Here is a 15,591-nt window from a genome sequence, read left to right as displayed (position 1 = left end):
CTATCAGCCGACTTCACTTCCTTATTAATATTTAAAAGCAGGAGTATAAACACCCTTATGTGTCTTTTCTATAACTTTGGCAACTGACTTTGTATGGTACGCTTTGACAACTTTTTTATAAGTTTCATTGTCCTTATCACTTGTTCTAGCTACAATAACGTTGATCCATGGTTTGTTTCGTGAATCATTGATATCCGGTTTCAAGCTATAGATTGCATCCTTAATTGGGTTAAGATGAGCCGCTTCTGCAAAATCGCTATTCGTAATACCAGCAGCGAAGTCAGGTAATAAACTAATTATTTTTGCTGGGTCGACTTGAACAATTTTTATATTATGCTTATTTTCAGTGATATCCTTGATTGCTGGCAAGTTTCCCTTGCTTGGATCTGTTTTTATAAGACCCGCACTTTCCAAGACTTTCAATGCTCGTCCAGCATTAGTTACATTATTTGGAATTGCAATTTTGTCCCCGTCTTTTATCTCTTTCAGACTGCTGATTTTTTTAGAAAAGACGTTCAACGGCACCAAGTATGACTGGCCAATAACCGTAAATTTGTAATGTTTTTCCTTTTCTTCCTGCTTCAAAAAAGCATAATGCTGAAAAGCAGTTAGGTCCAATTCTTTATTGTTCTGGGCCTGGTTTGCCAAGATACCATCTGTAAAAGAAACAGTCTTAACTTGAATATGATCTTTCTTCAAATTTTTATTGACTTGTTCCCAAATCGGTTTATCTGTTGTCCCTACCAGACCAACTTTAACGACCTTAGTCTTAGTTTTAGCTGCTGCAGATTTACCGCATCCGGCTAGGCTCCCAACAATTCCAAAGGTTGCAAGAACAACCAGAAAACTTAGAAAAAAGCGTTTATTTTTGAATTTCATTTTATTTCCTCCTAATGAGTGGCTTTCTTACTGATGAAAGTTCCTATAATTTGAACGATACTTACTAATATTAATAAAACGATAATGCACGCTATGGTTGCATCAAACTGGTTCTGCTGATAACCATATTGAATGGCGAAGTCTCCCAAACCACCGCCGCCGACCACACCGACTATTGCGGTCAATCCTATCAAACTTACAATTGTTATTGTAGTCACTCTCGAAATGCTTGAAATACTTTCATGCAGATACACCGACCACACTAACTGCCATGGCGTCAGTCCAATGACCTCACCAGTTTCGATTAACCCATCATCAGTCTCGTTTAAAGCAGATTCTATCTGCCTTGTAAAAAAAGGTGTTATTCCTACAATCAGTGGAAAAATAGTTCCCTTGACACCAATTGCCGTCCCCGAGATAATTCTGGTTACCGGGATTAAGGCTGCTATTAAAATTATAAATGGAATTGACCTGAACAAATTTATTATCTTGTCTAAAATATTCCAAACTATTCTGTTAGCTAAAATACCACCATTTTTGGTAATAACTATTAGAATTCCAAAAGTAAGGCTCAGTAAAAATGAAATTACCCCTGAAATAGCAACCATTTGCAACGTTTGTATAATTGCTTGGTTGAAGACCTCGAGATTACTTACTACGTTCGGAAATAACTTGCTAAAGAAAGCGTCCATTCTGATACACCTCCACCTGAATGTTTTTTTGTTCTTTGAGATATTTTAATGTATCAGTCACTTGCGCAGACTCGCCGTCTAAAACAATTATCAGGCCTCCCAATGGCTTACCTCTGAGTATCTTGATATCTCCAACGATTATATTAGCTTTGATCTTAAATTTTAACGAGATAATTGAAATGAGCGGGACTACCGCTTCATCACTGATATACGTAATCTTAACCAAACGCTGCTCTTCGGTAAGATTTATTGTATTCAGCAAACTATCTGAAATATTTAATTTAGAAGTTGTATTTATAAAACGTTTAGTTAACTCAGCTTGGGGGTTCACAAAGATGGAATATACATCTCCCTGCTCAACTATCTTTCCCTTATTCAAAACAGCAATTTCATCACAAATGTCTTCCACAACTTGCATTTCATGAGTTACTATTACCAAAGTTATCCCCAAGCTTTTGTTTAGTTTCTTTAATAATTCTAAAATTGACTGTGTCGTTTGAGGATCAAGTGCACTAGTCGCCTCGTCGCACAATAATATTTTTGGGTCATTTATTAAGGCCCGTGCAATTGCGACTCTTTGTTTTTGACCACCGGACAAGGAAGATGGATACGCATTAGCTTTTTCAGGAAGCCCAACAAGCTCTAGCATTTTCTTAACTTTTTCTTTGATTTTTTGTTTTCCCAGCTTACTGTACCTTATGGGTAAGGCGACATTTTCGGCAATTGTTCGCGCGGGCATCAAGTTAAACTGTTGAAAAATCATTCCTATTTGTCCCCTTACCTGCCTCAATGATTTCTTTGAAAGCTGATTGATCTCCTTGTCTTCAAAAAAAACTTTGCCTTGAGTCGTATCTTCAATTCCATTGATACACCTTATCAAGGTTGACTTACCCGCACCGCTATAACCAATAATTCCAAAAATTTTTCCTTTTCTGATAACCAAATTAACATCTTTCAGAACTTCATGTTCTTTTTTCTTACTAGTCTTAAATGATTTGCTTACATGTTGAAATTTTACCAGCTCAGAAGACGCCATTTTGTTCCCTCTCTCTCAGAAAATTATCGTTTAGTTCCTCTACACCAGTAACAGCCTCATAAACTGCTTCCTTGGAAACATTGAGTGGTAGTAGATGAATCATTTTGTCTTTCCTAACAGCGGCGGCTGCAATTTTTTCTTTGATCTCAAACCTATTCTCAAGCCCTAATTCAGCTAGATTGGTTGGTAAATTCAGTGTTCGCAACCATATTAAGACCTCTTTAGCTTCTTCTAGTTTATGTTCCAAAACTAATTGAACTAATATACCATAGCCTACCTTCAAGCCATGCAAAATCGCATGAGTTTCTGGAAATTGGGTCAATGCATCATGAATTGAATGTGCCCCTGTTGCACGTCCATACTGATCACTGAAACCACCGACCAGTCCACCAGTCACAATGACAGTTTCAGCTACTTCCAGCCACCTTTTGGTTTTTATGTGTTTCTCCATGTCGACCGTAGCTTGTATTCCTTGACCTAGGATAATTCGCTGACATCTCTTAGCAAAATATGCAGCATGCTCCAGAGCAGTCTTTCCATGAATAAACTCTTCAGTTAGTATCAGCTCAGATTCATAATACTTCGCTAGCGTATCAGCAAGACCTGCTACAAAATATGCCTTTGGTGAATCAAAAAGAACATTTTCCTCCAGAAGAAGTAGATCAGCTGAGTGTTCATAGGTATCAAAATCCAAAAACTTCCCGTCAGTATGATAATGAACACTCAGTGAAGACCAGGGGGCACAATTACTGACAAGTGTGGGCAGCAATATCAAGGGTATTCGCAACCTATCAGCAACACTTTTGACTGTATCTAAAACCTTTCCGCCACCAATTCCCACAATTGCTTGGAACCCTTCATTAATAATTTGAGCAGCTACACCTGTAATTTCGTTTGGAGAGCATTCACCTGAGAATTTTCTGTATTGAACTTTCGTAGCCAGAAACGAATCCGGCAAGTATTTCTTCGCGGCAAGCAGTGCTTTTTCACCATGCAAAACTAAGGCTTTCTTGATACTATTATTCCGAAAATAATCATTCAGATACTTGTAAACATGATTCCCAGCAATATATTGCTGGGGTCCAACTCTTGAAATAAAGTCTGGCATCTAAAAACCTTCTTTCACCTTTAGAACTCTTAATCTTTGTAAGACTTCTTGAATTTTTTCTAATCCGCATACCACACTGAAACGAATATACCCCTCACCATATTTTCCAAAACCATTGCCGGGCGCGACTGCAACGTGTGCTCCTTGCAAAAGAAGTTTTGCAAATGAAACACTTGTATAATTCTCAGGGATTCTGACCCAGACAAAAAAAGTCCCCCTTGTGTCTGCAACTTCCAAATTTATTTTCTTTAAACCGTCTATGAGCGCATCTCTTCTTGACTGATATTTTTTCCTTATTTCTTCAACACATTCTTGCGAAGATTCTAGAGCCGTACCGGCCGCATCCTGAACTGCCCCAAAAACTGTACTGTGTCCGTGTGCTAAGTACTTATTCAAAGATTTTACAACCGATGAATTGCCAACAGCGAAACCAATTCGCCAGCCTGCCATACTGTAGGTTTTGGACAAAGTATATATCTCCAATGCATTTTCCTTTGCTCCTGGACGGGACATGATGCTCACAGGAGTTTCATAAAACCCTAAGGAGGCATATGCAAAATCATTGACGACCAGTAATTTATTAGCATGTGCAAAAGAAAGTGAACGGTCAAAGAAAGATGCAGAAGCTGTCGCACCCGTGGGATTATTCGGATAATTAAGCAGTATTATCTTAGTTCTAGCCAAGATTTCCTTGGGTACTTGTGCATAGTCAGGCAAATAATTGTTTGCTTGCAAAAGTGGTAACTTGTAAATTTTTCCCCCTGCTAATTCGATAGCAGTATCGTACTCTGGATAGCAGGGATCAGTCGTAATGACATAATCACCAGGATTTAGCAATACCTGAGGAACTGCATTTATACCTACCACTGCTCCATGAAAAACAGCTATTTCTTTGTCAACATCAACTGATGCACCATATTGTTGCTGGTAAAATTTTTGAATTGATTTTCTAAAACTTATTTTCCCTTTGAAGGGCGTATATCTTTGATTTTCTCTTTTATCCACAGCTTCTTTTAAAGAGAGAGCAATATGTTGCGGTGTAGCAATGTCTGGATTTCCTTTAGACAAATCAATAACACTTTCATTTTCAGCACCTATAGTCGCAACCTGCTTATCAAGCTCTGCAAAAAAATTCTCTGGTATCTTTTTTATCCTGTTCGCCGCTCCAAATTCCACTTTCACACCTCCAAATAAAAAAATCCCGCCCCTTGTTATGTTTATATAACAAGGGACGGGAAACCCGTGGTACCACCCAAATTCGTAATTAAATAAATAATTACCTTCTTAAAGACACTAACATGTCCTGAGTTATATCGTACCCCAACGGATTTTCAGCTTTCACTTTAAATCTGAACTCCAAGCTCATCTTCAGTAAACTTTCAGATCCGTCCTCTCACTTTCAACGGTCGCTTTAATCCTACTAATTTACCTACTCTTCTCTTCAACGTCCAAAAGAATTAATTAAGTTGCTCATATTCTACAAACAAATCATTACAATGTCAAGAGAATAAAGCGTCGATATTTAATCGTTTTTTCATTTTATTTTAAAAAAAGGATTTCTACGACCTTTTATACATTTTTAATCTTTTTTAAGTAAGCATAATCCCATCAACTATAAGACTGCTAGGGAAACTCAAAAGCGTAAAATGTTTTTTGCATTAATTTTATAATTAAGTTTTAACAAATGATTAATATACGTAAAATCTATTAGTTTATACAATATATTCTTCTATAAGTTGAAACATCTACTGTTTTATGCCACTAAAATCAGCTTTAAAATAACAATGTATGCGTTTAAGCAGAATAAAAAATCATTACCCACAAGATGAATATTATAAATCAAAAATTAACGATAGTAATTACAAGTAAAATTTTGTATAATCATCTTGTGATATGATTAACAATTTTTTTGGAGGTGTCTTAATGGGAAAAATTTTAATGACTGGTGTAGATGGACATGTTGGAGGAATTGCAGCTGAAGAGGTTTTGAAGTATGTAGCACCTGAAAAACTGATTTTCAGCGCTCCCTCACTAGCATGGATCAAAAAGCCGAAATTCGAACGTTGGGAAAAATTAGGTGTCGAGTTTCGCGAGGCACCTTATGATGACGAAACAAAATTAGAAAAAGCTTTTGCCGGTGTGGACAGACTATTCATGCTTTCAACCATGGCTATCGGCGAGAAGCGACGTGAACAGCATTTTAATGCAGTTCAAGCAGCCAAGAACGCTGGTGTGAAGCATATAATATATTCCTCATTCAAAGGTGCTGAAATTGCTGAAAATACACCTGAAATAGCAATCGATCATCGTTACACTGAACAGTTAATACTCAAATCAGGTATGGATTATAATTTCATGCGCAACTGTCTTTATTATGATAACTTACTAACCCTTTTCGTTCCTTTAGCTGCCAAATTAGGCAATGTCTGGCATGCAAATTCCTTAGGTGGGAAAGCAGGTTTTGTTGCTCGTGAAGATGTTGCCAAGGTAGCTGCAGCTCTTGCCGCGGGCAAAGGCCAAAAGAATCATGCTTACTTTGTTACCGGACCTGATCTGTTGTCCGATGAAGATGTTTTCAATAGCTGCGAAACTGTGACTGGCTGGAAATGCAAATTTGACTATGTTAGCGATGAAGAATTGTATGCTTTTTGCGACTCAATAAACATTCCACGGACGATGACTGGTGATTTTTCCAAATCGCCGGTACGCATCTGCGGTGATGATATTGTTGATAACGGACGCAGCATTCGTCTAGGTTACTTTAACGTTGTCAGCGACACTGTAAAGGAACTTTTGGGCAGAGAACCATTATCTGTTTATGATGTAGTTAAACAATATAAAGATATCTTGCCTCACGGTTAAATCTTACTTAACTTGGGCGTGGTTAATCGATCGTTTATATAAACGAACAAGAAATTCAATCTAAGCATACTTAACTACGAACTTTAAATATAAAAAAAGGGAAGCTGGATCAAAGTAAAATTCTGATCTAGCTTCCCTTATTTCGTATAAACGAGCCCTACAAGTCAAAATTTCTCGTCCAGCTTCACATTATCCATGACAAAAACTTAACACACCAGCACCACAAATCTTATTTGTAATAGCTAATTTATGCGTCAATTGCTGTAAAGCGTTCCTGCTTATGCTTAGGATTGCTAATTTCATCAACAATGACCTTAGCTAGCGTGCCAGAAGAGGTTTCAGACTTTCCTTTTGCGTCATACAAAATGGTATTCTTGCCAATCTTAGCCGGTTGTACTTCCCCTTGTTTAAACAAAATACCTGGAGAAATTCCAACCCAATCAACATTTTCAACTTCAGATAAAAAGTTAAACTCCTTAAATTGCTGTTTAGGAGCTTCAATCCATGCCGCTGCATCTGGACTTTCCTTTAAATCATCCAAAACATGTTTTCCTTTACCATTCAATAAACTTCCCGCACCTAAAATGAAAAAAAGGCGTGGCCTCTCTTCTTCACGAAAGTAAGAAATTAATCTAGTAGCTAAATCAATATGCAGGTACGCTTTTTTCACATCTGATGGAGCAAAGGCATCAACAATTACATCAAAAGACTGCAAATCACTTTTTTCAAGTTCAAATGCATCTTTTGTTAAATAAGAAACTGTGTTTTCAAACAAATCCTTCGCTTTTACTTCGTTTCTGACAATTGCAGTAGTATCAAACCCCTGTTTGACAGCCTCTTTTACAATGGCTTGACCGGCTGTTCCTGTTGCACCTATAATGCCAATTTTTTTAGTCATTTTCTTTTACCTCCTGTTTTTTTTCAGTTGGAAATGGATCATCAACTGATCTAGGAACCTGTGGATGCTCTGTTAATACAGAATAAAGTTGTAAAAGAGCTGATCCTGCACCAGCAGCTCCATCGTAAAATCCAATAGGTGCTGAAATATTCTGAGGTTCCAATCGTGTATAAGCTTCATACCATTTAGCCAATTTATCGCCACCTTCAAGTTCATAATGTGCATCACCTATAATTTGTTCCGCAGTCCGTTTAGCATAATTCAGGAATTTTTTCTTGTTCGTGGCTAGATAAAATCCTAAAAAGGTATTTAGTATACTAGAGGAACCGCAACACTGTGCAACTGTATTCCAATATCCTTCTGAGTGAATCTCAGGAGCACCAGCAGCAACTATACTATCTAGCAATAGTTCTACTTCATTTAAATGCTTAGCTTCACCAGTTTCTTGATACAATTTATAAAAATACCGTGCTACTCCAGCGTTTCCGCCGCAATATCCTAGGTAATAAACTGGATTTTCATTTGGTATGTCATGCGGAATTTTAACAAAACCTTTATCATCATACCGATAAATTGTTCGATAAAAATCATCTATTCCCTCGGTGGCCTGTTTAAAAACCTCATCTCTGCTTACATCATAAAGTTTCCAGAGTGTAAAGGCTACTCCACCAGCTCCAATCGGAAATCCAGGAACTATTTGTTCGTTGAATTGGCTTCCTTCAAAATAATAACCACCTTCGGAATATTTTTTCTTTTGTCCTATTAAAATGCGCCCAGCATTAACCGTGAATTCTTGCCAATCATGGCGTTCAAATAAATCAGCTACATATAACAGAAAAAGCAATGTTCCTGAATCAGCAACAATTCCAAATGAACCTGACCAGTATGCTCCTATACCATCGTCTGCTGGTTTGGCATTTTTGATAATTTCTGCAACAACCTCTTCAACAAATTTTTTATATTTTTTGTTATGAGTCGTTGTATACAGTTCACTCACCGCATATGCCACTCCAGCAAATCCACTTGTAAAAGCCCATGGTGAGAAGGCAAGACTCAAATCCGGTTTTTCACGCCACCGATACTCTATATATGGATACGATTTTTCTGCCTGCTCAAGGTACTGCTGTTTTCCAGTCGTCTTATAAAGCTGCAATAGATAATGAACAATGCCTGCACTTCCTGAATATAAACAGATTTCATCAAAATAAGGATCTGAATTTGCTGATCCCTCCAAAGAGTATCGTATTCCGTGATCAGTTTTTTCAATTTTTGAATCTATATAGTTTTTTGCCAGTTCTGCTACGTTTAGTAGCTCTTTCGTATCTAACTCTGCTTTTATTGCCATAAATAACTCTCCTTTATCAATTTATCCTAAGTCAATTGTATCTAACACTTTTCAAAAAATTTTGAATTCTTGGATTCTGAGGATTCTCCAAAATCTGTCTTGGAGTCCCTTCATCAAGGATTGCTCCATTTTCCATAAAAACAATTCGATCTGATACATCGTGGGCGAATTGCATTTCATGCGTCACAACTATCATTGCTTGTTTCACCCGTGTTGCCGCAACATTTTTGATAAGCTCCAGTGTATCACCGACTAATTCTGGATCTAAAGCTGATGTAGGCTCATCAAATAAAATTAGCTCGGGGTCAAGCGCCAAAGCTCGTGAAATACCAATTCTTTGCTGTTGCCCTCCTGATAGTTCAGCAGGATATGCATTTCGTTTTTCATATAAACCTACTTTTTTCAAAAGATTCTCAGCAATCTCATTCGCTCTTTCCTTATCAATTTTTCTGGCTACTACAAGACCTTCCGTTATATTTTGAAATGCCGTTTTATTTCGAAATAATGCATACTGTTGAAATACCATCGCAGTTTTTCTTCGAATTTCTAAAACATCTTTCATCTTGACTCGTGGAAAGTTGATCACTTTTCCATTGAAATCAATAACTCCTTGGTCAGGGGTATTCAGTAAATTGATACACCGCAAAAATGTAGTTTTTCCTGCACCACTTGGTCCAATAATCGAAACAACTTCTCCTTTGGCAACAGAGAAATCTATATTGTCTAAAATCTTATGTTTTGAGATACTTTGTGACAGATTTCTTACTTCAATCACTAAAAATCCTCCTCTGCTTACTAGAAATAATTCCGAGAAAGCGGCTAGCAAACGTAATTACTGTGCATAACACCCAATAGACAATAGCTGCCGCTAGATATGCTTCAAAATATTCATAGTTGACTTGTGCTTTGATCATTACAGAATTCAACAGGTCAACTACTGAAACAGCCGATACCAATGATGAGCCCTTAATCAAAGACGTTAAAATATTTCCAAATAAAGGAATACTTGAACGTAAAGCTTGCGGCATAATTATTCCAAATAGTGTTTGTTTAGTAGTCAGCCCAACTGAATATGCTGCATCCCACTGTGATTGCGGTACTGCATTTAAGGCAGATCGAATTGCCTCTGCAACATAGTTCGTTGAAAAAATTGATAATGCAAAAATTGCGATCCACTTTCGATCAAAAAATTTGAATTGCCAATTGGCCCCCACTATGTTTCCTAGAGGATGAAGAGCGTCTGAAACAACCAAATAAAACACTGTCAACGTCAAAAGCAGAGGAATACTGTTAGAAAGACTGATAGTCCACTTGAAAAATGTACTGATAAACTGCACCTTGAAAAACCTGACGAGTGCGATAATAATTCCAAAAATTAACCCTATAAAAAACGAGGTCAAGCCTAAATATAAGGTGATTGGAACATACTTTACAGCAACTTTTATACAAGTAATTAAAAACGTAACATCCATTAGTATTCCTACATCCTTTCTGTCCCTATCAAAATTAATTAGTATAATCTCCGCCTAAATATTTAACAGACAGTTTTTTAAGCGTTCCATCATCTTTAAGCTGCTTCAAAGCTTTACTTACTTGACTATTCAATTTTGTTGAATCTGGGTCCTTTTTTCTAAATAGATAATATGTCGAAGAAGTATTTACAGGCTTGTCGGAGTATACATAATGAGACCCTAACTGTTTATTTGTAAAGTCTGCCGAAAACTTGGTTCCCAACGTAGCATCCACTGTTTTATTTTTAAAGCTCTTATACAAAAGCTGGTCCGACCAATTCCCATAAACAATTTTGAATTTATTCTCAGGGTGAGCTTTAATATAGTTTTCCAAAATTAAAGGAGCATTGCCACCAGGAATCGCGTAAACTTTCTTTCCCTTTAAATCTTTTAAAGTATGGTACTTGCCATATAATGACACAATGTGTAGGTCATAATTAGTGTATCCTTCTTTACTAAATTGATATAACTTGCGCCTTTCAGAATTTGATTCAATTTGATTGGCAAGAATGTCAATTCTCTTGTTTTTTAAAGCCGGAAATAAATTGGTGAAATCATAATGTGATACCTTAAATTTATACTGTGGTAATTTTTTATCAATTGCTTTAAGCACCGCTATCTCATATCCTGTATCTTTGCCAGATTTTGTTTGGTAAACAAAAGGCCGATAATTTGTACCTGTTCCGACCGTAATAGTTTTTACTTCTGCTTTTTTATTACCACAGCCCGCAGCTATGGTGCCTAAAGTGACAAAAGCAAACAAAGCAACTAATCGCTTTAACTTCATATTTTTCCTCCAACACTCTTTATTTTTATACAGACTGGTTGCAAAACATGAGCGACTTAATAAATCTGCATCATTTTTGCATAACTCAAGCATAGTTTTTTCATTTTACCTTTTTAAACGATAACTCATTTGTTTCTGCAAGAGGTCTAACATTGTATAAACGGAATTTAATATGTCTTTTAGTTAAGCCAAAGTATCTAAATAAGTAGTGAACAGCTAAACTAAGAACCATAAAAATAACCATTGCATCAATGTACGCCTCCATCTGATGCCCTGTGTTCGTCCCGACTAATTGTGATTTTCCCATGATATCCATAATCCCTAGGTATGTTGCTAATGAAGAATTCTGAAGCAATGATACTACTGAAACTTCAACATTAGGCGCCATAGCTTTTGTAGCCTGAGGAATAATAATCTTTCTATAGGCTTGATATTTGTTCATCCCAACCGAATAAGCTGCATCAAATTGAGTTTTAGGAATATCATTAATGGCTGCACGTATTATTTCACTGAAGTAAGCTGCTGAGTTTAAGCCGTATGCAATAAACATAAATGAAATCTTGCTGACGTCAGCAACATTGATCCCTGCCAAATCAAGAACAGCAGGAGCACCATAATAAACTACAAACAGTTGCACGATAATTGGTGTTCCTTGGACAAATGATACGTACAAGGCTCCCAACCAATTTAATAGAGGTATCCTTTCAATCCTAAAATAGGCTATAATCAAACCCAAGATTAGCCCTCCAATAGTCGAAACAACTACAATTGAAAGGGTAATTGGTAAAGAACTAATTATTTGCGGAAACAACTCATAAAGATACTTAATATCAAAAAACACTTTTTGATTTCCCCTCCCAATGTGATGACGAGCAATAAAATTATAAAAATTCCATATACATCTCTGTTCCCCTCTTACCCTTGCCTCTCCACATAAGTAGCCAAACATTGACCTTATGAGCGCGAATTCTGCACATTTTAATCACTCCAATTTAAAAAATTAAAAGCACCCCACAGTATAAACTGCGAGGTGCTTTTAAACACGGTACCACTCGTTTTCAACAATAATAATTGTCCTCAAAAGATCATCAAGCAGATAATCTTAGTCGCTGTATCGGGCGAACTCGAATACTGCTCAGAACTCCCTCACAGTACCAGCATCTAATTGGACCATATTCATTTACTCCGCACTAACTGCTTTCACCTAACACAGTCTCTCTTAAAGATAGGTTATAAACTACTCATCCAAATGCCATAAAAATATTATCATAATGTTACATTCAAACAAAAAATAAGTCAACCTTTTTTTGTTTTTTTATTGTGATTGCTTAAAGCCCTTCTTCCACTGTATTTTGCACAAAAAAATCCCCCCATAACTGATGTTGTCTATCAATCATGAGGGGATAATGATATTCTAACAGTCACACGCGACTACACAATTATTGCAATTTGCCAAATAAAAGCTGTTTTTTTGGTACTCGGCTATTTTTTCTTTATCTATTTGGAGATTTTCTCGCTTGGCAATTTCTTCGATGATAACCGCAAAACGCTGTCGAAATTTGTAAATGTAACAAAAAATTGCATTTTGATGACGCACATCTGGTCCTACCAGAAAAATATTTTGTGCTTTAAGTGACTCATCGTAGTCATTAAGTAACACTGTACCTTCTTCCTCTTCGAATAAATTCTGCTGCAATTTGACCGCTCCATTTTTGAATCCAGTGCAGAGAATCGGTTCTGTCTTTGCTTCAATCAAGTGACCATTTGCAAATTCTAAGAGGTACTTATTTTTTTGCTGTGTTAGCCTTTTAAGTTCCATTTTTTCATGAATTTTAATGTTTTGTCGCTGGTTTGCATTCAGCGCAAAAAATTTTTGGCGGGTATACGGTGACAGTCTGATGCTCGGATCTGCATCTGGTGCACTCAATCCGCTTTTTTGCGTATAAACGTTTACTTTGTTACCATTTTTGGCTAAATTCAAAGCAGCATCTATGCCGCTTTCATTGCCACCTATCACAATTTGTTTTTCATTTGTAAACTGCTTCCACGATTGAACCTCACTGTAATGTATCCCTATGTTTCCAAAACTTTTATCTGGAGTACTATATTGTCCAACCGCAAAAATAATATATTTCGCTTCAAAACTTTTACTGTCAGTATAGACTTGGTATCTGTTGTCCTCTTTTTTGATCTCATTGACCTTTTGATGCTCCAACAGCGGTAATTCGTACCCCTTAGCAACTAACTCTAGATATTGTGCGTACTCTTTTCCAGCTAATCGTTCCTTCCCTAATGAGTATGCTGGAGAAGTACTAAAACTGACCGCATTCAAATCAGGCATGCCAAAACCGTTGCTTGTAAAAGAAGGAGTGATGAAACGTGTTTCCTGAGGCCAGTTTTTAAAACTATTTCCAATAGTCTCACTTTCTAAAATCAAGAAATCATCATACTCCAAATCCTTCAAGGCAACTCCAAAACCTATTCCAGCTGCGCCTGCTCCAATAATAATAATACCCTTTTTCATTTTCTAAAATCCTTTCTCCGCGTGCTAAAAATGAAGCTTCTCTGCAGACTAATTGGCAAATCAATCCATAAACTCCTGATATAGCTTGCTTGGTTGGATATTCTGACTATTTGAATATTTCCCATGCTGATAGGAATCGTACTCATCACTGATGGTATGATAATAAATCTGACAGATCTCAACACCAGCATATATACGAATCGGTTGCAGACAAGCCATTTCAAGGGTCCAGCAACCTGAAAAACCAACATCTCCAAATCCAGCCGTCACGTGAACCAATAGTCCTAACCTGCCAATTGACGACCTTCCCTCAAGCATTGGCACATATTTCAGTGTTTTAGTATATTCAAGTGTTCTGCCGAGATAGACGTGTCCCGGCTGCAGTACATATCCTTCAGGCGGAATAGCGATACACTTAGTTTTCATCTTTTTTTTCATATCCAGTACTTGGTCTTCATAAACCATCAGTTTGTTGTACAGCCGCAAATTATAGCTATTCGGATTTACTAGTTTTTGTGAAAAAGGCTCTATAATAATTTCCTTGCCATGAAGTTCCTGAATTTTTTTCCCAGACAATATCATTTAGCTGCACTCTTTTCAAAAATATTCTTATTCAGTCAAACTTTTATCTTATTTGCAACATTTTCCCTGTGTACAACAGTTTTCCTTATCCTTTTTGTTTTTTCTTTCTTCTTCGACCAAAATGCTCTTTTTTAATTTCTTTAATTCTTTAGCTGATAACTGCATACATGCTTCACCTCCAACTACATCTTTATATTTTGCGCTGCCGTAAACTATACTTTCCTTTTAGCTTGATTTTCTTTCCACTTACAAATAATAGTTTGGTAATAGCATAAGTAAGTGTAGCCCCAATAAACGTCATGACTAGGGTTACTGTTAGTGCCAGCAGTTCGATTGCTGGAAAAGCAAGGTGTCCTTGCAGTAATCCGGCAGCGCCTGCGGAATTGAGCTTTTTATCTGCAAAAATGATAAGTCCTGCTGTCCCAACTATGCCACCTACTGCATTGATTCCAAACGAATCAACTGCATCAAAAAAATGAACACTTGCTTGCATTTTCAAAGTTACGTGGTAGCAGGTAACCCCACTAACAAATGCAGTAAGGGCAGTACTTAACGGGGAAATATAGGCGGCAAAGGCGGTACTGGTCACTAAACCGCAAATAACTCCGTTCATCAGATCACCAAGCTCCAAATCGCCAGCTTTTATGAAAGCCTGTATACTCCACCCTAAAACTGCAAACAAAACTGATATTAAGGTATTTAGCATCACTAGTCCGCCGAACTGATTCCATTCTGCTAGCGGAGCAAGATTAAAACCGAACCAACCAGTCAAAATAAGAAATAGCGCGATATAGCTGGTTGTCCTATCATCTGTGGAAACGGTATCATGTTCTTCTTTACGCTTGACAAACTTTGCTAGTACTAAACTCGTTATCCCTGCAGTCAAATGAACTACTAGAGCTCCCGAAAAATCTAGTGCGCCCAGTTGTTTAAGCCATCCACTTTCTGACCAAATAAAATTAGCAATCGGTCCATAAACCAAGAGCAGCCAAAACGGAATATAGATAATAAAAAACGGCCAATTAAACCGACTAGCTGCTGTTCCGCTGAACATCACCACTGCGTACAAAAAAAATTCCAATTGTACCAAAGCATTCAACACATTGCCGCTGGAGAAATTGCCCGCGTATACCGCTCCCAGTAAACGAAACTGTTGCAAAACAAAACCATCAAAGCGCAAATAAAATGATTCAAAGTAACCAAAAAGCAGCCAAAATAAAATGCCTGCAAATAAGCACACTATCATTCCTATCATTCCAGCTTGAAATCGTCTATTTGGCAGTGCCTGAGCATAGATTACAGGAACACTGAAAATCATCGGTAACATAATCAAAAAACAAATAAATTTAAATATGGTTGGCAAAACA

At 37.1% G+C, this 15,591-nt stretch carries 15 protein-coding genes; 1 reads left to right on the top strand and 14 read right to left on the bottom strand.

Annotated features, from left to right (window positions below; all coding sequences use genetic code 11):
* Positions 1 to 24: 24 nt before the first annotated feature.
* From JCM15457_RS08255 to JCM15457_RS08235, 5 genes are read right to left on the bottom strand one after another with little or no spacing between them, the layout of a single operon-like run.
* Positions 25 to 879: a MetQ/NlpA family ABC transporter substrate-binding protein gene (locus JCM15457_RS08255; protein ID WP_034989142.1), complete on the bottom strand. Its 855-nt coding sequence runs from the start codon at positions 877 to 879 to the stop codon at positions 25 to 27.
* A gap of 11 nt (positions 880 to 890) precedes the next feature.
* The gene (locus tag JCM15457_RS08250) at positions 891 to 1,571 is read right to left on the bottom strand and encodes a methionine ABC transporter permease (RefSeq protein ID WP_034989140.1); all 681 of its coding nucleotides are present in this window, start codon (positions 1,569 to 1,571) and stop codon (positions 891 to 893) included.
* A complete protein-coding gene (locus JCM15457_RS08245) occupies positions 1,555 to 2,607 on the bottom strand; it encodes a methionine ABC transporter ATP-binding protein (RefSeq protein ID WP_235725636.1) in 1,053 nt (350 codons plus the stop codon). The genes JCM15457_RS08250 and JCM15457_RS08245 overlap by 17 nt, the downstream gene beginning before the upstream one ends.
* On the bottom strand, positions 2,594 to 3,715 hold the full coding sequence (locus tag JCM15457_RS08240; protein ID WP_034989138.1) for an iron-containing alcohol dehydrogenase family protein: 1,122 nt from the start codon (positions 3,713 to 3,715) through the stop codon (positions 2,594 to 2,596). Before JCM15457_RS08240 ends, JCM15457_RS08245 begins: the two co-directional genes overlap by 14 nt.
* The gene (locus JCM15457_RS08235) at positions 3,716 to 4,891 is read right to left on the bottom strand and encodes an aminotransferase class I/II-fold pyridoxal phosphate-dependent enzyme (protein ID WP_034989137.1); all 1,176 of its coding nucleotides are present in this window, start codon (positions 4,889 to 4,891) and stop codon (positions 3,716 to 3,718) included.
* 747 nt (positions 4,892 to 5,638) lie between these two features.
* On the opposite strand from JCM15457_RS08235, the gene JCM15457_RS08230 reads away from it, so the two are divergent.
* A complete protein-coding gene (locus tag JCM15457_RS08230; RefSeq protein WP_034989134.1) occupies positions 5,639 to 6,577 on the top strand; it encodes an NmrA family NAD(P)-binding protein in 939 nt (312 codons plus the stop codon).
* Positions 6,578 to 6,824: 247 nt separating this feature from the next.
* On the opposite strand, the gene JCM15457_RS08225 is transcribed toward JCM15457_RS08230, so the two are convergent.
* The 9 genes from JCM15457_RS08225 to JCM15457_RS08185 form a co-directional block, all read right to left on the bottom strand.
* On the bottom strand, positions 6,825 to 7,475 hold the full coding sequence (locus tag JCM15457_RS08225; RefSeq protein WP_034989132.1) for an NAD(P)H-binding protein: 651 nt from the start codon (positions 7,473 to 7,475) through the stop codon (positions 6,825 to 6,827).
* The gene (locus JCM15457_RS08220) at positions 7,468 to 8,820 is read right to left on the bottom strand and encodes a lanthionine synthetase LanC family protein (protein ID WP_034989130.1); all 1,353 of its coding nucleotides are present in this window, start codon (positions 8,818 to 8,820) and stop codon (positions 7,468 to 7,470) included. Before JCM15457_RS08220 ends, JCM15457_RS08225 begins: the two co-directional genes overlap by 8 nt.
* 31 nt (positions 8,821 to 8,851) lie before the next feature.
* Positions 8,852 to 9,595 (bottom strand): amino acid ABC transporter ATP-binding protein, encoded by a 744-nt coding sequence (locus JCM15457_RS08215; RefSeq protein WP_034989128.1) that lies wholly within the window; start codon positions 9,593 to 9,595, stop codon positions 8,852 to 8,854.
* Positions 9,588 to 10,292 (bottom strand): ABC transporter permease subunit, encoded by a 705-nt coding sequence (locus JCM15457_RS08210; RefSeq protein WP_034989125.1) that lies wholly within the window; start codon positions 10,290 to 10,292, stop codon positions 9,588 to 9,590. Before JCM15457_RS08210 ends, JCM15457_RS08215 begins: the two co-directional genes overlap by 8 nt.
* A 34-nt stretch (positions 10,293 to 10,326) precedes the next feature.
* Complete coding sequence (locus JCM15457_RS08205) at positions 10,327 to 11,118, bottom strand: transporter substrate-binding domain-containing protein (protein ID WP_034989123.1); 792 nt, start codon at positions 11,116 to 11,118, stop codon at positions 10,327 to 10,329.
* Between the two features lie 100 nt (positions 11,119 to 11,218).
* Complete coding sequence (locus JCM15457_RS08200) at positions 11,219 to 11,959, bottom strand: amino acid ABC transporter permease (protein ID WP_034989120.1); 741 nt, start codon at positions 11,957 to 11,959, stop codon at positions 11,219 to 11,221.
* Positions 11,960 to 12,532: 573 nt separating this feature from the next.
* The gene (locus JCM15457_RS08195) at positions 12,533 to 13,642 is read right to left on the bottom strand and encodes an NAD(P)/FAD-dependent oxidoreductase (RefSeq protein ID WP_034989118.1); all 1,110 of its coding nucleotides are present in this window, start codon (positions 13,640 to 13,642) and stop codon (positions 12,533 to 12,535) included.
* 60 nt (positions 13,643 to 13,702) lie between these two features.
* The gene (dcd, locus tag JCM15457_RS08190; protein WP_034989117.1) at positions 13,703 to 14,224 is read right to left on the bottom strand and encodes a dCTP deaminase; all 522 of its coding nucleotides are present in this window, start codon (positions 14,222 to 14,224) and stop codon (positions 13,703 to 13,705) included.
* A gap of 190 nt (positions 14,225 to 14,414) precedes the next feature.
* Positions 14,415 to 15,587, bottom strand: a complete 1,173-nt coding sequence (locus JCM15457_RS08185) for an ammonium transporter family protein (protein ID WP_051993376.1) — start codon at positions 15,585 to 15,587, stop codon at positions 14,415 to 14,417.
* Positions 15,588 to 15,591: the final 4 nt, after the last annotated feature.

The organism is Liquorilactobacillus sucicola DSM 21376 = JCM 15457 (assembly GCF_000612445.1).
GTDB classification, from domain to species: Bacteria; Bacillota; Bacilli; order Lactobacillales; family Lactobacillaceae; genus Liquorilactobacillus; species Liquorilactobacillus sucicola.
This window is presented reverse-complemented; position numbering and strand designations above follow the sequence as displayed.